We start from the raw sequence: 19,219 nt of genomic DNA on the forward strand, positions 1-19,219 counted from the left end.
TTTCCGGAAAACAGTTAAACACAAATGGCTGGCGGCTGTTCCTTGTTTGCGTTGTGCCCGGCAGTGATAGTCCCCGGGACTTCATGCTGACCTTTAAGGAACACCCTTGAACCCATCGCATCGACATTCCTGGGGGCTGGCCTTCGGTCTTTGCCTGATCACCCTCGCGGTCAACCTGCAGGCGCCGCTGTACACCACCTATGCGCAGTTGTCCGGCTACGGGGCCGGGGCCACGGCGGTGGCGTTTTCCGGTTATGTGCTGGGCGTGCTCCCGGTGCTGCTGGCATTCGGTGGGCTGGCCGACCGGGTCGGCCGCAAGCCGTTGATCCTGGTCGCCCTCGGGCTGTCGATGCTGGCGACGCTGGTGACCCTGCTCTGGCCGAACCTGGTGGCGCTGGGCGTGGCGCGCCTGATGATGGGGGTCGGCACCGGGCTGGCTTCGGCCACGTCGACCGCCTATATGGCCGAGCTCATGGCAACCAGCGATACCCGCTCACCGGCCAACCGGGTGACCGCCAGCACTTCCCTGGGCTTTGGCCTGGGGGCAGCGTTGACCAGCCTGTTCCTGTTCGTCCACCACAGTGCCACGCCCGGCAGCTTCTGGTTGCAGCTCGCGTTGGCCGCCCTGGCGATCATCGTGGTCTGGCGGCTCCCGGACCCGGCGCCGAAAATCAAAGACGCGCCGCTGCTGCGCCTGCCGTTGTTTCCCGCTGGCAGCCTGCCCTACAGTTTTTCCATGCTCTTGGCCTGGGCGACGTCGGGCCTGGTCATCGCCCTATTGCCGTCCGTGCTGGCGACCCACGATTTGCAGCGCTGGTCTGGCCTGTCGACCTTCACGGTCATCAGTTGCGGCTTGCTCTTCCAGCCTTGGGTGCGACGCCTGCAACCGGCCAGGGCCACGTGCCTGGGCCTGTTGATCCTGCCCGCGAGCTACGCGTTGCTGGCCTGGGGCGCGAGCGTCGGCTCGCTGTTCGCCGTGTTGCTGGGGGCATTGGGGGCCAGCAGCGCCTGCTACGGTTTCCTGTACCTGGGCGGGCTGTCGGCCATCACGGCCATGGCTGGGGCGGAAAAGGCCCGGGTCAGTGCCGGGTTCTTCCTGTTCGCCTATGTCGGGTTCAGCATTCCGGTGGTGGTGACCGGGTTGCTGGCTGACGCTTTCGGCGCTGACGTGGCGTTGATCGTGTTTGGCCTGGCGTTGTTGGCGGGGGCGGTTGTCACGGGATGGCGCATCGTCCGAACGCAGGCTTATGTAGCCCACCTGTCCCATGGCTAAACATAAAACCTTTGTGGCGAGGGAGCTTGCTCCCGCTCGATTGCGCAGCAATCGCAAAATCTCGGGTCTGCTGCGCAGCCCAGCGGGAGTAAGCTCCCTCGCCACAGAGTCCACTTTATACCCGATACAAACAGGGCTGGCTGACGCCGCCCCGGGACACTCGGTCCGGCAAAGTCGTATACCATATCCCCACCTAAGCCGAACGACCCGCTGCCGTGACTTTATCCAAGTTCAACCTGCCTGACCTGGGCAACACCCCGTCCACCTCGGAAATCATCACCCGCCACCTGCGCGATGCCATCGTGGCCGGGCATTTTGCCGAGGATGAGCCGATTCGCCAGGATGACATCGCCCGGCAGTTCAACGTCAGCAAGATTCCCGTGCGCGAAGCCCTCAAGCGTCTGGAAGCCGAGGGCCTGGTGATGTTCCAGCGCAATCGCGGGGCGATGGTGACGCGCATTTCCGAGGCGGAGCTGGCGCAGATGTTCGAAGTGCGCATGCTCCTGGAAGACAAAGTCCTGCGCCTGGCGATTCCCAACATGACCGAAGACACCTTCGCCCGCGCCGAAAGCATCTGCCAGGAGTTCATCGGTGAAGACGACGTCGGGCGCTGGGCCGAACTGAACTGGCAACTGCACGCCTGCCTCTACGAACCGGCGCAACGGCCCTTCATGGTGAGCCTGATCCGCTCGGTGCACGACAAGCTGGAGCGGTACTTGCGCATGCAGATGAGCCTGTCGGCCGGTAAAGACCGTGCCGATCACGAGCACCGGGAAATCATCAAGGCCTGCCGCGCCGGTGATGTCGAACGGGCCGTGGCGCTGCTGGACGAACACATCGCCGGGGTCTGCGAGACCTTGTTCAAGTTCCTGCCTTCCAGCCATTGATACATTGGTACTGTGCCGATTTCGTCATCGGCGATCGTTAAAACCCTCAAGCCGTCATCCCCTGGCGCGGGCCACGCTTACCGTCACTCATCTGAACGGACGTGGGCCTCCCATGAAACGCATCACCGTGATCGATTCCCATACCGGCGGCGAACCGACCCGCCTGGTCACCGACGGTTTTCCTGACCTGGGCCAGGGCAGCATGGCCGAGCGCAAGCAACGCCTGGCCACGGAGTTCGACGCCTGGCGCAGCGCCTGCGTGCTCGAACCCCGGGGCAGCGATGTGCTGGTGGGGGCGCTGCTCTGTGAGCCGGTGGACCCGAGCGCCTGTGCCGGCGTGATCTTTTTCAACAACAGCGGCTACCTGGGCATGTGCGGCCACGGCACCATCGGCCTGGTGGCGTCACTGGCCCACCTGGGCAGGATCGGCCCCGGCGTGCACAACATCGAAACCCCGGTGGGCACGGTACAGGCCACGTTGCACGAAGACCGCTCGGTCAGCGTGCGCAACGTGCCGGCCTACCGTTACCGCCAGGCGCTGGCCCTGGAGGTGCCCGGCATCGGCCCGGTGGTGGGCGACGTGGCCTGGGGCGGCAACTGGTTTTTCCTGATCGCCGAGCATGGCCAGCGTGTCGCCGGCGATAACCTCGACGCGTTGACCGCCTACACCTACGCCGTGCAGCAAGCCTTGGAGCAACAGGGTTTTCGCGGCGAGGACGGAGGCCTGATCGACCACATCGAACTGTTTGCCGACGACCCGCAAGCGGACAGCCGAAACTTCGTGCTCTGCCCGGGCAAGGCCTATGACCGCTCCCCGTGCGGCACCGGCACCAGCGCCAAACTGGCGTGCCTGGCCGCCGATGGAAAACTGCAACCCGGGCAGATCTGGCGCCAGGCCAGTGTCATTGGCAGCGAGTTCGAAGGCTCCTACGAACAGGCGGGCGAGCGCATCGTGCCGACCATTCGCGGTCGCGCCTACATCAGCGCCGAAACCACCCTGATCATCGAAGCGGATGACCCGTTCGCCTGGGGCATTCGTCTGTGAGCGAGGGCCATGTCGCCGACGTGATCATCATCGGTGCGGGCATTATCGGTGCGGCCTGCGCCCAGGCATTGGCCCGGCGCAACGTCAACGTGTTGGTGCTGGACGCCGGTTGGCACGGCGCCACGGCGGCTGGCATGGGGCATTTGTTGGTGCTGGATGACAACCCGGCGGAACTGGCCCTCAGCCAATACTCCCTGCAGCGCTGGCGCGAACTGGCGCCAGCCCTGCCCGCCGATTGTGCCTGGCGCAACAACGGCACCTTGTGGCTGGCGGCCAATGCCGAGGAAATGGCGGTGGCCCACAGCAAATACCTGAACCTGCTGGCCCATGGCGAAGCCTGTGAGCTGATCGGCCGCGCCGCCCTGCATCAGCTCGAACCCGAACTGCGCCCAGGGCTGGAAGGCGGACTGCTGATCAAGGGCGACGGCATCCTCTACGCCCCGGCCGCCGCGCGCTGGATGTTGGACGCGCCCAAGATTCGCCAGCAGCGGGCACAAGTCAGCGCAGTCGACGGGACTCGTGTGCGCCTCGACGACGGGCGTTGGTTGAGCGCCGATGCGGTGGTGCTCGCCAATGGTATCCAAGCCAGCGAGTTGTGCCCGGAACTGCCCATCGAGCCGAAAAAGGGCCACCTGCTGATCACCGACCGCTACCCCGCCACCATCACCCACACCCTGGTGGAGCTGGGCTACGTCACCAGCGCCCACAACGCGAGCGGGCCGTCGGTGGCGTGCAATATCCAGCCGCGCCCGACCGGGCAATTATTCATCGGCGCCTCTCGACAGTTCGGCACCGTCGACCCGCAGGTGGAAGGCTGGATGTTGGCGAAGATGCTCAAGCGCGCCGTCGACTACATGCCTGGGTTGGCGCATCTGAACGGCATCCGGGCCTGGACCGGTTTCCGCGCGGCGAGCCCCGACGGCTTGCCCCTGGTGGGCCAACATCCGCAGCGCAAGGGGTTGTGGCTGGCGGTGGGTCACGAGGGGTTGGGCGTCACCACCGCGCCGGCGACGGCCGATCTGCTGGTGGCACAGCTGTTCCACGAAACCTCGCCACTGGCCGCGCAACCTTACCTGCCGCAGCGTTTTTTGGGAGAACCGGCCCATGCCTGAAGCCCGACGCACATCCCCTGCTGGGTCCGGGGATAGGGTTAACCCCCTGTGGCGAGGGAGCTTGCTCCCGCTGGGCTGCGCAGCAGACCCGACATTTTTGCGATTGCTGCGCAATCGAGCGGGAGCAAGCTCCCTCGCCACAGGTTTTGGGTGCGCTCACGACATTCGCTTAGCCAAGGAGGATTGGACCCATGCCTGAAGTGTTCCTGGATGGCCGCCCGCTGTCAGTCGCCAACGGCACCAGCGTCGCGGCGGCATTGGCGTTGGGCGCGGACGGTTGCAGTCGCACCTCGGTCAGCGGCCAGCGTCGAGCGCCGATGTGCGGCATGGGCACCTGCCAGGAATGCCGGGTGCTGATCGATGGCCGGCGCCGCCTGGCCTGCCAGACGCTGTGCCTCGATGGCATGCAGGTGCAGACCCTACCATGAACGAAGCCACCGACCTGCTGATCATCGGCGCCGGCCCCGCCGGCATGGCTGCCGCCCTCGCTGCGGCGAGCAGCGGCGCACACATCGTGTTGCTGGACGACAACCCCCTGCCCGGCGGGCAGATCTGGCGCGACGGTCCCCAGGCCAACCTGCCCAGCGCAGCCCGGCACCTGCGCGATCAATTGCGAAACTGTGCCAACGTCCGCTGCCATGCCGGCACTCGCGTAATCGCCTGCGCGGCGGATAAAACCTTGCTGGTGGAAGATGCCGAGCGAGGCTGGCAGATCCGCTACGAACGCTTGATCCTCTGCACCGGCGCCCGTGAGTTGCTGCTGCCGTTCCCCGGCTGGACCCTCCCCGGCGTGACCGGCGCTGGCGGCTTGCAGGCGCTGATCAAGGGCGGCTTGCCGGTGCGCGGCGAACGGCTGGTCATCGCTGGCAGCGGCCCCTTGCTGTTGGCCAGCGCCGCCACGGCGAAGCATCAAGGCGCACAGGTGCTGCGCATCGCCGAGCAGGCCCGCTTTGGCGCCGTCGCCGGTTTCGCCGGGCAACTGCCGCGCTGGCCGGGGAAGCTTTTCCAATCGTTCAGTTTGTTCGATTCGCACTACCGAACCGACACCCACGTGGTGGAGGCGCTCGGTCGGGAACGGCTCGAAGGCGTGCGTCTGCAACAGCAAGGCCAGACGATTGAATTGGCCTGCGACCGGCTCGCCTGTGGCTTCGGGCTCATTCCCAATACCCAGTTGGGCCAGGCCCTGGGCTGCGCGGTTGAAGGCCAGGCGCTGGCGGTTGACGCCTGGCAAGCGACCACGCGCCATGACCATTACGCCGCCGGGGAATGCACCGGTTTCGGCGGCAGCGAACTGGCATTAGTGGAGGGCGCCATTGCCGGCCATGCCGCCGTCGGCAATAGCGCAGCCGCCCAGCAGCTATGGCCTCGCCGCGCGCGTTGGCAAGGTTTCGCCCGGGCCTTGAACACGGCCTTCGCCCTTGATCCACGGCTCAAGTCCCTGGCCCGCGGCGACACCCTGGTCTGCCGCTGTGAAGACGTGCCTTATGGCGAACTGGTCGGCCACGAAAACTGGCGCGAAGCGAAACTGGCCAGCCGCTGCGGCATGGGCGCCTGCCAAGGCCGAGTGTGCGGCGCAGCCCTGGAACACCTGTTCGGCTGGACACCACCGGCACCTCGCCCGCCCTTCAGCCCGGCGCGGATCGAGACCCTGCTGGAGTTGGAAGAAACCCCACCCACCTGACCCCGACACACATCCCACGCTGACCTGCACCCACCACAAATCCCCTGTGGGAGCGAGCTTGCTCGCGATAGCGGTGAGTCAGCTTGCGGTAATGTTGACTGTGCCGCCGTCATCGCGAGCAAGCTCGCTCCCACAGGGGACTGCCATGCCCCCCGGATCTGTGAACACACCGGAACCCTGTGGGAGCCGAGCTTGCTCGCGATAGCGGCGTGACAGGCACTCCATTTTCGATTGACACTCCGCTATCGCGAGCAAGCTCGCTCCCACAAAAAAGACGAAGCCGGCCATGTACCCCTCGCTCACCTCCCTCGCCCCCTGCGACCTCGACACCCTGTTGCGCAGCCTGCAACCCATCGCCCCGCTGCTGGACACCCTCGCCGACGTGGTGTTTTTCATCAAGGACCGGCAGGCCCGCTACGCCTTCGTCAACCAGACCCTGGCCCGGCGCTGCGGTTTCAAACACAGCGGCGGCCTGCTCGGTCTCACTGCCGAGCAGGTGTTTCCCGAGCGGTTCGGCCCGCTGTACACCGAACAGGATCGCCGGGTGCTGGCCAGCGGGCGGGAGTTGGCCGACCAGCTCGAACTGCATTTGTATTACGGCAACCAACCGGTGTGGTGCCTGACCCACAAGCTCGCCCTGCACGACCCAAGCGGCCAGATCGTCGGCTTGGCCGGCATTTCCCGCGACCTGCAACTGCCGCAATCGAGCCACCCGGCGTTTCACAAACTGGCGGCAGTGGACGCTCATATCAAGCAGCACTTCGCCCGCCCCATCAGCCTTGCCGAGCTGACCGCCATTGCTGAATTGTCGGTGGCGCAGTTGGAGCGGCACTGCAAACGCATCTTCCAACTCACCCCACGGCAGATGATCCATAAGGCACGCCTGGAGGAAGCCTCGCGGCTGTTACTCGACCAAGACCTGCCGATCACCGAGATCGCCCTGCGCTGCGGTTATACCGACCACAGCGCCTTCAGCCGCCAGTTCCGGGCCCTGACCAGCCTGTCGCCGAGCCAATACCGTGAGAATCAGCGCTGATCGTGTTCCCTGATGGGGCGTCAGATCCCATGGCTGCTCCCATCTGTAACACCCCAGGCCAACGTAGCAACTTGCCCTGATGCGCCACCGCTCGGCGAAAACACCTCTAGATCAACCCTCCAATGCCATTACGGCGCCTCAGGTCAAAACAGGCATGCTGATTGCTTATCTAATATCGTATACGAAATCCTCAATACGATATCTCACCGCATTTATTCGACAGCGAGGCATTTATGAAAAACCCTGCATTGGCCGTAGCCCTCAGCGTTGTCCTCACCCCGCTTTTCATGGCCCCCGCCCACGCCGACAAGCTCGACGACATCATCGGCTCCGGCAAGCTACGTTGCGCCGTGACCTTGGACTTCCCACCCATGGGCTTTCGCGATGAAAGCAACAAACCGGCGGGGTTCGACGTGGATTATTGCCACGACCTGGCGAAGGTCCTCGGTGTCGATGCCGAAGTGGTGGAAACCCCATTCTCCGACCGAATTCCCGCGCTGCTGTCCGGCCGCGCCGATGTCATCGTCGCTTCCACCTCCGACACCTTGGAGCGGGCCAAGACCGTCGGCCTGACCGTGCCCTACTTCGCCTTCCAGATGGTGGTGCTGACCCGCGACAACACCGGCATCAACAGCTACGCCGACCTCAAGGGCAAGAACCTGGGTAACACCAGCAGCACCTACGAAGCCATCGCCCTGGAAAAGGACCAGAAGAGCTGGGGCAGCGGCAGCTTCCGCGCCTATCAATCGCAGAACGACACCCTGCTGGCCGTCGCCCAGGGACACATCGATGCCACCGTGGTGACCAACACCGTCGCCGCCGCGACCCTCAAGTCGGGCAAATACAAGGGCTTGAAGATTGCCGGTGACGCCCCCTACGTCATCGACTACGTGTCCCTCGGCGCCAAACGCAGCGAGTACGGCCTGCTCAACTACCTGAACCTCTTCGTCAACCAGCAGGTGCGCACGGGTCGCTACAACGAGCTGTTCGTCAAATGGGTCGGCACCGACATCCCGCCGGCCAACCTGACCGTTCCCCAGGTCTACTACTGAGGATCGGCCCATGCCAAGCACGCCTGTCCGTGTGAAAGGCCGCAGCCTGGTGGAGGGTGCCGCCCAGGGTGCCCTGCTGTTCGCCGAGGTGGGCCTGAGTTTCTGGGGCGGGGTCGATCCGGCCAGTGGCGAGGTCATCGACCGCCACCATCCCTTGAGCGGCGAGCGCCTGGCCGGGCGCGTCTTGGCGATTCCCAGCGGACGCGGCTCCTGCACCGGCAGCAGCGTCTTGATGGAACTGATCAGCAACGGCCACGCACCCGCCGCCCTGGTGTTGGCCGAAGCCGATGAAATCCTGACCCTGGGCGTGCTGGTGGCGCAGGTGATTTTCCAGCGGTCCCTGCCGGTGTTGTGCGTGGGACACGAGGCCTTCAATGGGTTGCGTGGCCAGGGTTTTGTCCGCCTCGAAGGCGATGTCCTGACCCTCACCGGGCGCCGCCCGAACGACGGTTGGCAAGGTTCGCAAGCACCGTCGGCGTCGCCCACGTTCTCGACCCTGGACCTGAGCGAACAGGACCGGGCATTGCTCGACGGTACCCACGGCAAGGCGGCCCAAGTAGCGATGCACATCGTGCTGCGCATGGCCCAGATCCAGGGCGCCACGCAATTGCTGGACGTGACCCAGGCCCACATCGACGGTTGCATCTACACCGGCCCGGCCAGCCTGCGCTTTGCCGAACAACTGGTGCAGTGGGGGGCGAAGGTTCGCGTCCCCACCACCCTCAATGCCATTTCCGTGGACCAGCGGCGCTGGCGGGAACTGGGCGTCGATCCAGCCCTGGGCGAACCGGCCAGTGCCTTGGGCGATGCCTACATGGCGATGGGCGCGCAACTGAGTTTTACCTGCGCGCCCTACCTGCTGGAGACCGCGCCAAAGGCCGGCGAACAGATCGTCTGGGCCGAGTCCAACGCGGTGGTCTACGCCAACAGCGTGCTGGGTGCGCGCACACAGAAGTACCCGGACTTCCTCGACATCTGCATCGCCCTGTGCGGACGGGCACCGTTGATCGGCTGCCATCTCGACGACTCGCGCAAGGCCCAACTGATCGTCGACGTGCCGACGCTGGGTCAGGTCGATGACAGTTTCTATCCGCTGCTGGGCTATCACATCGGCAGCCTGGCGGGCCGGCGCATTCCGCTGATACGTGGGCTGGAACACGCCGCGCCCACCCTGGACGATCTCAAGGCCTTCGGTGCCGCGTTCGCCACCACCAGCGCCGCACCGTTGTTCCACATCGCCGGGGTCACCCCGGAAGCCCTCGACCCGGCTGCGGTCCTGGCGAGCGACGTCACTGTGCCGCAGGAAAGCGTCGATGCCGCAAGCCTGCTTGCCAGTTGGCGCGAGCTCAACAGCGCCCGGGACAACTGGGTGGACGTGGTGTCCCTGGGCAATCCGCATTTCTCCCTCAGCGAATTCGCCGCCCTCGCGACGTTATGTGCGGGCCGGATCAAGCATCCGTATGTGGTGCTGGCCATCACCTGCGGCCGAGCAGTGCTGGAACAAGCGCGCAACGCCGGATACCTGACTGCCATCGAAGCCTTCGGCGCGGTGCTGGTGACCGACACCTGCTGGTGCATGTTGGGTGAGCCGGTGATCCCGCCCCACGCCACCACGTTGATGACCAACTCCGGCAAATACGCCCACTACGCACCGGGCCTGGTCGGGCGCGGGGTGCATTTTGCCGCCCTCGCCGACTGCGTCGAGGCCGCCTGCACTGCCGCGACCCACGGCCAGCCGCCGACGTGGCTGCAACCCACTGCCCGCACGGGGAGTCCGACCCATGTTTGACTACAGCTTCCAATGGCGCCCGGCCTTGCGCGCCCTGCCCGACATGCTCGCCGGGGCTTGGGTGACCTTCGAGACCGCCGCGCTGTCGATGATTTTCGGCGTGCTGATCGCCCTGCTGCTGACGGTGATGCGCCAGGCCCCGAATCGCCTGCTGCGGGGCGTGGGCAATGGCTGGGTATCCATCGCTCGCAACACGCCCTCGCTGTTCCAGATCTACATCCTCTACTTCGGCCTCGGCTCCCTCGAGCTGCACGTCAGTTCCTGGCTGGCCTTGCTGGCCGGTATCACCTTCAACAACGCGGGCTACCTGGCGGAAAACTTTCGCGGCGGCCTCAAGGCCGTGCCCAGTACGCAAATGCGTGCCGCCCGCTCCTTGGGGATGAGCGCCTTCCAGGCCTACCGGATGATCATCGTCCCGCAATTGTTGCGCATCGTCTTCTACCCGCTGACCAACCAGATGGTCTGGGCGGTGCTGATGACGTCCCTGGGGGTGGTGGTCGGCCTGAACAACGACCTCACCGGCGTGACCCAGGAATACAACGTCAAGACCTTCCGCACCTTCGAATACTTCGCCCTCGCGGCGCTGCTGTATTACCTGATCGCCAAGCTGATCGTCGGGTTGGCCCGGCTGTTGTCCTGGCGGCTGTTTCGTTATTGAGGGCGGGTCATGTTTTCTACAAGCCTTACCGTTAACGACGTGTTGTATCTGCTTGAGGGGGCCTGGGTCACCGTGCAATTGACCGCGTGGTCGATCCTGCTGGGCACCTTCGCCGGGTTGCTGTTTGGCCTGCTGCGGGCGCTGTTGCCGCGAGCCAGCCTGCCGCTGGCCTGGCTGCTGGACGTGTTTCGCAGCGTGCCGCTGCTGATCCAGTTCGTGCTGTTCAATTCCCTCAAGAGCATCGTCGGCCTGAACCTCAGCGCGTTTGCCGTCGGCTGCATTGTCCTGGGGATCTACGCCGCCGCGTACTTCACCGAGATCGTCCGCGGTGGCGTGCTGGCGGTGCCGTTGAGCACCCGTCGGGCCAGCCGGTCGCTGGGCCTGAGCTATGGGCAGGACCTGCGGTTCATCGTCCTGCCGATTGCCACGCGGGTGGCCTTTCCCGGCTGGCTGAACCTGGTGCTCGGTGTGATGAAGGACACTGCCCTGGTGATGTGGATCGGCATCGTCGAATTGCTGCGGGCCTCGCAAACCATCGTCACGCGCATTCAGGAACCCCTGCTGGTGCTGTGCATCGCGGGCCTCATTTACTACGTCATGAGCCTGGTGGTCGCCCGCCTCGGCGCACGCCTGGAAAGAAGGTGGCAGGAAAATGATTGAGATCGAAAACGTGCACAAGTCCTTCGGTGACCTGGAAGTGGTCAAGGGTGTGAGCCTGACTGTGGACAAGGGTGAAGTGGTGTCGATCATCGGCGGTTCCGGCTCTGGCAAGTCGACCCTGCTGATGTGCATCAACGGCCTGGAGCCGATCCAGAAAGGCAGCATCCGCGTGGACGGCATCGAGGTCCATGACCGCGCCACCGACCTAAATCGCTTGCGGCAAAAGATCGGCATCGTCTTCCAGCAATGGAACGCCTTCCCCCACCTCACCGTGCTGGAAAACGTGATGCTGGCGCCGCGCAAGGTGTTGGGCAAAAGCAAACAGGACGCCGAGGCCCTGGCGGTGAAACAGCTTGAGCACGTGGGCCTGGGAGACAAACTCAAGGCCTTCCCCGGCAAGCTTTCCGGCGGCCAGCAACAGCGCATGGCCATCGCCCGGGCATTGGCGATGTCGCCGGACTACATGCTCTTCGACGAAGCCACCTCGGCGCTGGACCCGCAACTGGTGGGCGAAGTGCTGGACACCATGCGCATGCTCGCCGAGGACGGCATGACCATGGTGCTGGTGACCCACGAGATCCGCTTCGCCCGGGACGTGTCCGACCGCGTGGCGTTTTTTTGCAATGGCCGGGTCCATGAGATCGGGCCGCCGGACCAGGTGATTGGCAATCCGGTGCAGCCGGAGACGGCGGCTTTTCTCAAGTCGGTGAAATAGCCGATGGCCCCTTCGCGAGCAGGCTCGCTCCCACACGGACTTGTGTACACCACAGAGCTCTTTGTGGGAGCGAGCTTGCTCGCGATGAGGCCCAACCAGACAACACAAGGATTTGACCCATGCGCTCATCCAGAATCATCCATGTCATCAGCTGCCACGCCGAAGGCGAAGTCGGCGATGTGATCGTCGGCGGTGTCGCGCCGCCCCCCGGTGCCACGGTGTGGGAGCAGTCACGCTGGATCGCCCAGGACCAGACCCTGCGCAACTTCGTTCTCAACGAGCCCCGCGGCGGGGTGTTCCGCCACGTCAACCTGCTGGTGCCGGCCAAGGACCCGCGGGCGCAAATGGCCTGGATCATCATGGAACCGGCCGACACCCCGCCGATGTCCGGCTCCAACTCGCTGTGCGTCGCCACCGTGTTGCTGGACAGCGGCATCCTGCCAATGACCGAACCCCAGACCCGCCTGGTGCTGGAAGCCCCGGGCGGCCTGATCGAAGCCGTGGCCGACTGCCGCGACGGCAAGGTGCAACGGGTCGAGATCAAGAACGTACCCTCCTTCGCCGACCGCCTCGACGCCTGGATCGAAGTCGAGGGACTGGGTTCGTTGCAGGTGGACACCGCCTACGGCGGCGACAGCTTTGTCATCGTCGATGCCCAACGCCTGGGTTTTGCCATTCGCCCCGATGAAGCCGCCGAGCTGGTGGCCGTGGGCTTGAAGATCACCCGCGCCGCCAATGAACAGCTGGGCTTCGTGCACCCGCTGAACCCCGGCTGGTCGCACATCTCGTTCTGCCAGATCGCCGCACCCATTGTCCGTGAGGACGGCATCGCTACGGGCGCCAACGCCGTGGTGATCCAGCCCGGCAAGATCGACCGCTCCCCCACCGGCACCGGCTGCTCGGCGCGCATGGCGGTGTTGCAGGCCAAGGGCTTGATGCAGGTGGGCGAGCGGTTTATCGGCCGTTCGATCATTGGTTCCGAATTCCATTGCCGCATCGACTCACTGACCGAGGTGGCCGGACGCCCGGCGATCTATCCGTGCATCGCCGGACGGGCGTGGATCACCGGGACCCATCAGTTGCTGCTCGACCCGGCCGATCCGTGGCCCCAGGGCTATCGGCTTTCGGACACCTGGCCCGGCGCATGACTTCTTGAGCGTTGCACATCCCCCTGTGGCGAGGGAGCTTGCTCCCGCTGGGGCGCGAAGCGGCCCTCTGGATTTGCCTGACACACCGAGTTGCCAGGTAGTTATTGGGGCCGCTTCGCAGCCCAGCGGGAGCAAGCTCCCTCGCCACAAAAGCACTTTCAAAAACGGAGACAACCCATGAGCAAACGCATCAACTGGAGCGGCGTCTTCCCTGCCGTCACCACCCAATTCAACGATGACTTTTCCATCAACCTGGAAAAAACCCATCAAGTGATTTCCAACGTCATTCGCGATGGCGTTTCCGGCCTGGTGGTCTGCGGGTCGGTGGGGGAAAACACCTCCCTGAGCGCCGAGGAAAAAATCGCCGTGACCGAAGTCGCGGTGGACGCCTCCCGGGGCCGGGTGCCGGTGATCTGCGGCGTGGCCGAGTTCACCAGCGTGCAGGCCGCCAAGGTTGCCAACGCGGTGCGCAAGGTCGGTGTCGACGGGGTGATGCTGATGCCGGCGCTGGTCTACGGCTCCAAGCCCTTCGAGACCGCCGAACATTTCCGCTACGTGGCCCGCCATGCCGACGTGCCGCTGATGGTCTACAACAACCCGCCGATCTACAAGAATGACGTGACGCCGGACATTTTGATTTCCCTGGCCGATTGCGACAACGTCGTGTGTTTCAAGGACTCCTCCGGCGACACCCGGCGCTTCATCGACGTGCGCAATGAAGTCGGCGATCGCTTCGTGCTGTTCGCCGGTCTCGACGACGTGGTGCTGGAAAGCCTTGCCGTGGGCGCCGAAGGTTGGGTCTCGGGCATGTCCAACGTGTTCCCCCAGGAAGGCGAGACCATTTTCCGCCTGGCCCGCGCCGGACGGTTCGCCGAAGCGATGCCGATCTACGAATGGCTGATGCCGATCCTGCACCTGGACGCCCGGGCCGACCTGGTGCAATGCATCAAGCTGTGCGAAGCCATCGCCGGCCGCGGCAGCGCCCTCACCCGCCCACCGCGCCTGGCCCTGCCGGACGCGGACCGGGTGTATGTGGAGCAGATCATGGCCAAGGCCCTGGCCAATCGGCCGGTGTTGCCGGATGTGGGGCTTTAAGGCCAGACCTACCCCGCAAGGCAGCTGAAGATCCCCCTGTGGGAGCGAGCTTGCTCGCGATAGCGATCTGTCTGAGCCGGCTATGCTGGATGTGCCGACCTCATCGCGAGCAAGCTCGCTCCCACATGGATTTGCGGTGAACACACAAGAATGAGCCCATGCGACCCAACCTGTGGGAGCGGGCTTGCTCGCGAAAGCGGTCTATCTGACATGGCTATGCTGGATGTACCGCCGTCTTCGCGAGCAAGCCCGCTCCCACAGAGTTTGTGGCGGATGATAGGGAGGTTCCCATGAACTATTTCCTGGCCCAGGCCCTGAACAATCGATGGGCCAACCACAGGCTGCTCGGCGCCTGCGCGCAGTTGAGCGAGGCCGACTACGCGGCGCCGCGCACGGGATTCTTCCCGTCCATCCAAGCCACGCTCTGCCACATCCTGGAAGTGGACCGTTATTACCTCACCGCCCTGGAAGGCGACCGTGACGGCCAGAACAAGGACTTCTCCGAAACCCTGACCTTTGCCCACCTGATGCACAACCAGACCCAGACCGACCAGCGGCTGGTGGCGTTCTGCGAAGCCCTGCGGGAGCAAGACCTGGCCCGCTCTGTCGATCTGGTGCGTGTCGACGGTGTGGTGCATGAACGAATCGACCGGCTGCTGTTGCACCTGTTCGAGCATCAGATCCATCATCGTGGACAGGTCCACGGCATGCTCAGCGCCACCCACGTCGCGCCGCCACAACTCGATGAGTTTTTTCTCGATTGCGACCAACCGTTTCGCAACGACGAGGAACAACTGCTTCAATTGGATGAGCGGCGGGTCTGGCGCGAATACCTGCCAGGTTGATCCGCCCCCCCAAAGGAGACCTTGCCATGAACTTCATTCTTCGTAGCATCGGCTTGGCGTTGATGCTGATCACCACGGCGGCACTCGCCCACCACGGCTGGAGCGAATACGACGCCAGCAACCCCCTGACGCTCGACGGCACGATAAAGGAAGCCGGCTATTCCCATCCCCATGGCTACGTGCGCCTGCAAACCACCGACAAAACCTGGACCGTCGTGCTGGCCCCGCCGTCCCGCATGGAGAATCGCGGGCTGAGCAAGGAGATGCTCAAGGCAGGTAACAGTGCCACCGTAGTCGGCTATGCAAACCGCAACAAACCCGACGAATTACGCGCCGAACGCATCACCATCGACGGCAAGACCACCGAGTTGCGCTGATGCAGGCCTCCCCGGCAGGCGCGCCCCAAGGCTGGATGGACCAGTTGGGCGATTCGTCCCTGGCGTTGGCCATGCGCAGCGAGCTGTGGCTCTATCCGCTGGTGGAAGTGGTGCACATCATCGGCTTTTCGATATTGGTGGGCGCGGTGGTGATGTTCGACCTGCGCGTCCTCGGGCTGTCCAAGGGCATCGCCGTGACCGCCCTGGCCCGCCACTTGCTACCCTGGGCGATTGCGGCCCTGCTGCTGATCGTGCCTGCGGGGTTGATGATGTTCAGTGCTCACCCCCATGACTTTGCCGGCAACAACGTCTTCATCCTCAAGCTGTACCTGATCGCGGCAGCAGGCCTTAACGCCCTGCTGTTCCACGTTGGCACCTACCGCTCCGTCCAGCGATGGAACACCGGCCATAAGGCACCCGGCCTGGCCAAGGCCCAGGCATTGGTCTCCATAGTCCTATGGATCGTGGTCATACTCTGCGGCCGCCTGCTGGCCTACACCTGAACCACACCTGAAAAAGAAGCGATGGCCGCTGCCGGCCATCGCCAAATCGCCCACCCGGGCGCCCTCAGATCCGTGCGGGAGACACGATGATTTTCACGTTGTGCTCCTTGTTGTTGACCAACTCCTCGAAGCCCTGCCCGACGATCTCTTCCAACTGGATGCGCCCGGTCACCAGCGGCGAGATGTCCAGGCGTCCGTCGGCGATGAAGGCAATCACGTCGGCGAACTCACCGTTGTAGGCCAGCGCGCCCAGCACTTGCTTCTCCGTGGAGACCAGCTCAAAGAAGTTGAACTCACTCGGTTCCTCGAAAATCCCCACCAACACGCATTTGCCGGCCTTGCGGATCAGGTCGATGGCCAGCTTGGCGGTGTGCTTGTTGCCGATGCACTCGAAGCTGACATCGGCACCCAGGCCACCCGTCAGGCGCCGAACTTCAGCCAAGGCGTCGCACTCGTTCGGATCGATCACATGGCTGGCCCCGACTTCCAGGGCCTTGGCCTTGCGTGCCCCGGACATTTCCAAGGCAATCACCTGGGCTGCGCCAGCCGCTTTGGCGCACATGATCGTGCACAAACCGATGGTCCCGGCCCCCACCACCACAACGTTCTGGCCCAGCAGGCTGCCGGCCTTTTTCACCGCATGCATGCCCACCGCCAGTGGCTCGATCAGCGCACCGGCCTCGGCGGGGAAATCAGCCGGTAGTTTGTAGAGCAGGTTCGCCGGGACATTGACCAGCTCCGCGAACGCGCCGTTGTTCATCAACCCGGTGAACGCCAGGTTCTCGCAAATGTTGTAGAGCCCATGGGTGCAGTAGTAGCAGGTGCCGCAGTGCTGGCAGGCGTCCGCCGCCACCGGCTCGCCGACACTGAAACCTTCGACGCCGGCACCCAGTTCGACGATCTCGCCGCAGAACTCATGGCCAAGGATGCACTGGCCTTTGATCCCGGTCAGCGGGTGCGGCGCGTCCACCGGGATGAACACCGGCCCGGCCACGTACTCGTGCAGGTCGGAGCCGCAGATGCCGCACCATTGCACGCGGATCTGCACCCAACCGGCGGGCGGCGAAACCGGCAATGGCACGTCTTCGACGCGGATGTCGTTGCGGCCATGCCAGACGGCGGCGCGCATGCTGCGGGTCGGCTTGATAGAAACGTTCATAGCGTTGCCTCCAGAATTTTTATAGGGCGACGATGCAAGCGCCGCCCGCTTGGTCAATGCTGTCCGATGAACTCAAGAACCAATCGATTGACCTGCTCGGCCGCTTCCATCTGCACCATATGGCCTTGGCCCGACAGCACCTCGACCCGCGCTGATAACCCTTCGGCGTGAGACGCCGGGATGATTGCGTCGTCGCTGCCCCAGATCACCAGGGTCGGCACGTGGCCGGCCTGCACCACTTCCCGCAGGTCCGCCTGCTGGCGGCCGTCGGCGAACAACGTCGCTGACAATTGCTGCAGCGCCGCGTCCACCCCTTCCAGGCGCTTGTACTTGAGCATGTCGTCGAGCATCTGGCGGTTGACCAGCTCGGCATTGGAGAACAGTTGCACCAGTTGCGGCTTGAGGGCGTTGCGGTTGGCCGCGTCGACGAACCCTTGCAGGTAGCTGCCGTTGATCTGCGCACCCAGGCCGGCACTGCCGATCAAGGTCAGGGAGCGTATCCGCTGGGGCATCAGGCGCGCAGCGTTCAGCGACACCGCCCCGCCCATGGAATGCCCCACCAGATGCACAGCGTTGATGTCCAGGTGATCGAGCAAGGCCAGCACCACGCCGCTCAGCTCGTCCAAATCGCCGCGTTGCAGGGTTTTCGACGATTCGCCGTGGCCCGGCAGGTCCAGGGCAATGACCCGTCGCCCGGCCGCCAGGGCTTCATGGTTGAACAGCCAGTTGTTCAAGTCGCCGCCAAAGCCGTGCACCAGCACCAGCGGCGTACCGCCCTCGCCGCGCTCGAAATAGCGGATCACCCGGCCGTCCAACTCGATTTTCTGCGGTTTCGGACCACTGTCCTCATCAGCCGCGTCGCCAGGCACGAAGTTGGATTGGAACTGCTCGATGACCGCGTCGATCTCGGCGTCGCTGGCCTCGCCTTCGACGACGATGCCGAGCAAGGCGCCGACCGCCAGGGTTTCGTCCTGGCGGGCGATCTGCCGGCGCAGGATTCCAGAAAACGGCGCCTCGACGCTGCTGGAAATCTTGTCCGTCTCGACGTCCATCACTTCCTCGCCCTTGGTGATGGCCTGCCCCTCTTCCTTGAGCCAGGCATCGACCCGGCCCTCGGTCATAGACAGGCCCCACTTGGGCATGGTCAAGGTATGAATCTGGCTCATCAGCGCTTGCTCCACTCGATCACGTTGAGCACGGCTTGTTCGATTTTCGCCGCGTCAGGGATGTACAGGTCTTCCAGGGAGTCGGAGAACGGCACCGGCGTATGGGGCGCGGTGACCATTTCGATCGGAGCCTTGAGCGCGCCAAAGGCTTTTTGCGCCACCAGCGCCGAGATGTCGGTGGCCATGGAACAGCGTGGGTTGGCCTCGTCGATCACCACCAGGCGCCCGGTCTTCTCGACACTTTCCAGGATGCTGTCCTCGTCCAGCGGGCTGGTGGTGCGCAGGTCGATCACTTCGCAGTCGATGCCACGCCCGGCCAGGTTGCGCGCCGCGTCCATCGCGGTGTTGACCAGCCGCCCGTAGGACACCAGGGTGATGTCCTTGCCGTCGCGCAGGAAGTTGGCCTCGCCGAACGGTACGGTGTAGAGCTCTTCCGGCACTTCGCCCTGCATGCTGTAGAGCAACTTGTGTTCGCAGAAGATCACCGGGTCGTTGTCACGGATCGCCTGGATCAGCAGGCCCTTGGCGTCGTAGGGCGATGATGGGCAGACCACTTTCAACCCCGGGATGTGCGTCCACAACGACGTGAGCATCTGTGAATGCTGGGCGGCGGCGCGCAGGCCGGCGCCGACCATGGTGCGGATCACCAGGGGTGTGGAGGCCTTGCCGCCGAACATGTAGCGAAACTTCGCCGCCTGGTTGAGGATCTGGTCCAGGCAGCACCCGGCGAAGTCAACGAACATCAGTTCGCACACCGGGCGCACGCCGCAGGTGGCCGCGCCGACCGCCGCGCCGACGTAACCGATTTCCGACAGTGGCGTGTCCAGCACGCGCCCGGGAAACTGGTCGTAAAGGCCTTTGGTCACCCCGAGTACGCCACCCCAGGCGTCGTTTTCACCGGGGGCGCCGGCGCCACCGGCCACGTCTTCACCCATGATGAACACGCTGGCGTCGCGGCGCATTTCCTGGGCCAGGGCTTCGTTGATTGCCTGCTGATAGCTGATTTTTCTCGCCATGA

At 64.4% G+C, this 19,219-nt stretch carries 20 protein-coding genes; 17 read left to right on the forward strand and 3 right to left on the reverse strand.

The window, feature by feature from the left end; genetic code table 11:
- Positions 1-106: 106 nt before the first annotated feature.
- From J3P85_RS15000 to J3P85_RS15080, 17 genes are all read left to right on the forward strand, one after another.
- Complete coding sequence (locus J3P85_RS15000; protein ID WP_434702178.1) at positions 107-1,273, forward strand: MFS transporter; 1,167 nt, start codon at positions 107-109, stop codon at positions 1,271-1,273.
- 215 nt (positions 1,274-1,488) lie between these two features.
- Positions 1,489-2,160 (forward strand): FCD domain-containing protein, encoded by a 672-nt coding sequence (locus tag J3P85_RS15005; protein ID WP_186704947.1) that lies wholly within the window; start codon positions 1,489-1,491, stop codon positions 2,158-2,160.
- 112 nt (positions 2,161-2,272) lie between these two features.
- Complete coding sequence (locus J3P85_RS15010) at positions 2,273-3,205, forward strand: 4-hydroxyproline epimerase (RefSeq protein WP_186704946.1); 933 nt, start codon at positions 2,273-2,275, stop codon at positions 3,203-3,205.
- A complete protein-coding gene (locus J3P85_RS15015; protein WP_434702179.1) occupies positions 3,202-4,317 on the forward strand; it encodes an NAD(P)/FAD-dependent oxidoreductase in 1,116 nt (371 codons plus the stop codon). The genes J3P85_RS15010 and J3P85_RS15015 overlap by 4 nt, the downstream gene beginning before the upstream one ends.
- 191 nt (positions 4,318-4,508) lie before the next feature.
- Positions 4,509-4,745, forward strand: a complete 237-nt coding sequence (locus tag J3P85_RS15020) for a 2Fe-2S iron-sulfur cluster-binding protein (RefSeq protein ID WP_434702180.1) — start codon at positions 4,509-4,511, stop codon at positions 4,743-4,745.
- Positions 4,742-5,998, forward strand: a complete 1,257-nt coding sequence (locus tag J3P85_RS15025; RefSeq protein WP_434702182.1) for an FAD-dependent oxidoreductase — start codon at positions 4,742-4,744, stop codon at positions 5,996-5,998. Before J3P85_RS15020 ends, J3P85_RS15025 begins: the two co-directional genes overlap by 4 nt.
- Positions 5,999-6,284: 286 nt before the next feature.
- Entirely contained in the window at positions 6,285-7,034 is a 750-nt protein-coding gene (locus tag J3P85_RS15030) for a helix-turn-helix domain-containing protein (RefSeq protein WP_434702183.1), read from the forward strand.
- A 233-nt stretch (positions 7,035-7,267) separates the two neighbouring features.
- Positions 7,268-8,086, forward strand: coding sequence for an ABC transporter substrate-binding protein (locus tag J3P85_RS15035; protein ID WP_434702185.1), 819 nt, complete (start codon positions 7,268-7,270; stop codon positions 8,084-8,086).
- A gap of 10 nt (positions 8,087-8,096) precedes the next feature.
- On the forward strand, positions 8,097-9,875 hold the full coding sequence (gene lhpI, locus J3P85_RS15040; RefSeq protein ID WP_434702186.1) for a cis-3-hydroxy-L-proline dehydratase: 1,779 nt from the start codon (positions 8,097-8,099) through the stop codon (positions 9,873-9,875).
- Complete coding sequence (locus J3P85_RS15045; RefSeq protein WP_434702188.1) at positions 9,868-10,533, forward strand: amino acid ABC transporter permease; 666 nt, start codon at positions 9,868-9,870, stop codon at positions 10,531-10,533. Before lhpI ends, J3P85_RS15045 begins: the two co-directional genes overlap by 8 nt.
- 9 nt (positions 10,534-10,542) lie before the next feature.
- The gene (locus J3P85_RS15050; RefSeq protein ID WP_186704939.1) at positions 10,543-11,193 is read left to right on the forward strand and encodes an amino acid ABC transporter permease; all 651 of its coding nucleotides are present in this window, start codon (positions 10,543-10,545) and stop codon (positions 11,191-11,193) included.
- Positions 11,186-11,908, forward strand: coding sequence for an amino acid ABC transporter ATP-binding protein (locus tag J3P85_RS15055; protein WP_092172955.1), 723 nt, complete (start codon positions 11,186-11,188; stop codon positions 11,906-11,908). Before J3P85_RS15050 ends, J3P85_RS15055 begins: the two co-directional genes overlap by 8 nt.
- A 119-nt stretch (positions 11,909-12,027) precedes the next feature.
- Positions 12,028-13,056, forward strand: coding sequence for a trans-3-hydroxy-L-proline dehydratase (locus tag J3P85_RS15060; protein ID WP_434702189.1), 1,029 nt, complete (start codon positions 12,028-12,030; stop codon positions 13,054-13,056).
- A gap of 177 nt (positions 13,057-13,233) precedes the next feature.
- Complete coding sequence (locus tag J3P85_RS15065; RefSeq protein ID WP_186704937.1) at positions 13,234-14,151, forward strand: dihydrodipicolinate synthase family protein; 918 nt, start codon at positions 13,234-13,236, stop codon at positions 14,149-14,151.
- 290 nt (positions 14,152-14,441) lie between these two features.
- On the forward strand, positions 14,442-14,996 hold the full coding sequence (locus tag J3P85_RS15070) for a DinB family protein (RefSeq protein ID WP_434702191.1): 555 nt from the start codon (positions 14,442-14,444) through the stop codon (positions 14,994-14,996).
- A 26-nt stretch (positions 14,997-15,022) separates the two neighbouring features.
- Positions 15,023-15,373: a DUF6152 family protein gene (locus J3P85_RS15075; protein WP_434702192.1), complete on the forward strand. Its 351-nt coding sequence runs from the start codon at positions 15,023-15,025 to the stop codon at positions 15,371-15,373.
- Positions 15,373-15,876 (forward strand): DUF6644 family protein, encoded by a 504-nt coding sequence (locus J3P85_RS15080; RefSeq protein WP_434702193.1) that lies wholly within the window; start codon positions 15,373-15,375, stop codon positions 15,874-15,876. The genes J3P85_RS15075 and J3P85_RS15080 overlap by 1 nt, the downstream gene beginning before the upstream one ends.
- A 64-nt stretch (positions 15,877-15,940) precedes the next feature.
- On the opposite strand, the gene J3P85_RS15085 is transcribed toward J3P85_RS15080, so the two are convergent.
- From J3P85_RS15085 to J3P85_RS15095, 3 genes are all read right to left on the reverse strand, one after another.
- Complete coding sequence (locus J3P85_RS15085) at positions 15,941-17,005, reverse strand: 2,3-butanediol dehydrogenase (protein ID WP_225917632.1); 1,065 nt, start codon at positions 17,003-17,005, stop codon at positions 15,941-15,943.
- An 83-nt stretch (positions 17,006-17,088) separates the two neighbouring features.
- A complete protein-coding gene (locus tag J3P85_RS15090) occupies positions 17,089-18,201 on the reverse strand; it encodes an acetoin dehydrogenase dihydrolipoyllysine-residue acetyltransferase subunit (RefSeq protein ID WP_434702194.1) in 1,113 nt (370 codons plus the stop codon).
- A complete protein-coding gene (locus J3P85_RS15095) occupies positions 18,201-19,217 on the reverse strand; it encodes an alpha-ketoacid dehydrogenase subunit beta (protein ID WP_250963194.1) in 1,017 nt (338 codons plus the stop codon). The genes J3P85_RS15090 and J3P85_RS15095 overlap by 1 nt, the downstream gene beginning before the upstream one ends.
- Positions 19,218-19,219 lie beyond the last annotated feature (2 nt).

The sequence above is a fragment of the Pseudomonas sp. Z1-12 genome (assembly GCF_051132015.1).
Taxonomy (GTDB): domain Bacteria; phylum Pseudomonadota; class Gammaproteobacteria; order Pseudomonadales; family Pseudomonadaceae; genus Aquipseudomonas; species Aquipseudomonas zanjanensis.

Excerpts from the sequence above, each read along its gene's own strand:
- J3P85_RS15010 (WP_186704946.1), top strand. The coding sequence starts at position 2,273 with ATGAAACGCATCACCGTGATCGATTCCCATACCGGCGGCGAACCGACC.
- J3P85_RS15065 (WP_186704937.1), top strand. The coding sequence starts at position 13,234 with ATGAGCAAACGCATCAACTGGAGCGGCGTCTTCCCTGCCGTCACCACC.
- J3P85_RS15035 (WP_434702185.1), top strand. The coding sequence starts at position 7,268 with ATGAAAAACCCTGCATTGGCCGTAGCCCTCAGCGTTGTCCTCACCCCG.
- J3P85_RS15025 (WP_434702182.1), top strand. The coding sequence starts at position 4,742 with ATGAACGAAGCCACCGACCTGCTGATCATCGGCGCCGGCCCCGCCGGC.
- J3P85_RS15050 (WP_186704939.1), top strand. The coding sequence starts at position 10,543 with ATGTTTTCTACAAGCCTTACCGTTAACGACGTGTTGTATCTGCTTGAG.
- J3P85_RS15080 (WP_434702193.1), top strand. The coding sequence starts at position 15,373 with ATGCAGGCCTCCCCGGCAGGCGCGCCCCAAGGCTGGATGGACCAGTTG.
- lhpI (WP_434702186.1), top strand. The coding sequence starts at position 8,097 with ATGCCAAGCACGCCTGTCCGTGTGAAAGGCCGCAGCCTGGTGGAGGGT.
- J3P85_RS15030 (WP_434702183.1), top strand. The coding sequence starts at position 6,285 with ATGTACCCCTCGCTCACCTCCCTCGCCCCCTGCGACCTCGACACCCTG.
- J3P85_RS15075 (WP_434702192.1), top strand. The coding sequence starts at position 15,023 with ATGAACTTCATTCTTCGTAGCATCGGCTTGGCGTTGATGCTGATCACC.
- J3P85_RS15020 (WP_434702180.1), top strand. The coding sequence starts at position 4,509 with ATGCCTGAAGTGTTCCTGGATGGCCGCCCGCTGTCAGTCGCCAACGGC.
- J3P85_RS15085 (WP_225917632.1), bottom strand. The coding sequence starts at position 17,005 with ATGCGCGCCGCCGTCTGGCATGGCCGCAACGACATCCGCGTCGAAGAC.
- J3P85_RS15070 (WP_434702191.1), top strand. The coding sequence starts at position 14,442 with ATGAACTATTTCCTGGCCCAGGCCCTGAACAATCGATGGGCCAACCAC.
- J3P85_RS15060 (WP_434702189.1), top strand. The coding sequence starts at position 12,028 with ATGCGCTCATCCAGAATCATCCATGTCATCAGCTGCCACGCCGAAGGC.
- J3P85_RS15055 (WP_092172955.1), top strand. The coding sequence starts at position 11,186 with ATGATTGAGATCGAAAACGTGCACAAGTCCTTCGGTGACCTGGAAGTG.
- J3P85_RS15090 (WP_434702194.1), bottom strand. The coding sequence starts at position 18,201 with ATGAGCCAGATTCATACCTTGACCATGCCCAAGTGGGGCCTGTCTATG.
- J3P85_RS15045 (WP_434702188.1), top strand. The coding sequence starts at position 9,868 with ATGTTTGACTACAGCTTCCAATGGCGCCCGGCCTTGCGCGCCCTGCCC.
- J3P85_RS15095 (WP_250963194.1), bottom strand. The coding sequence starts at position 19,217 with ATGGCGAGAAAAATCAGCTATCAGCAGGCAATCAACGAAGCCCTGGCC.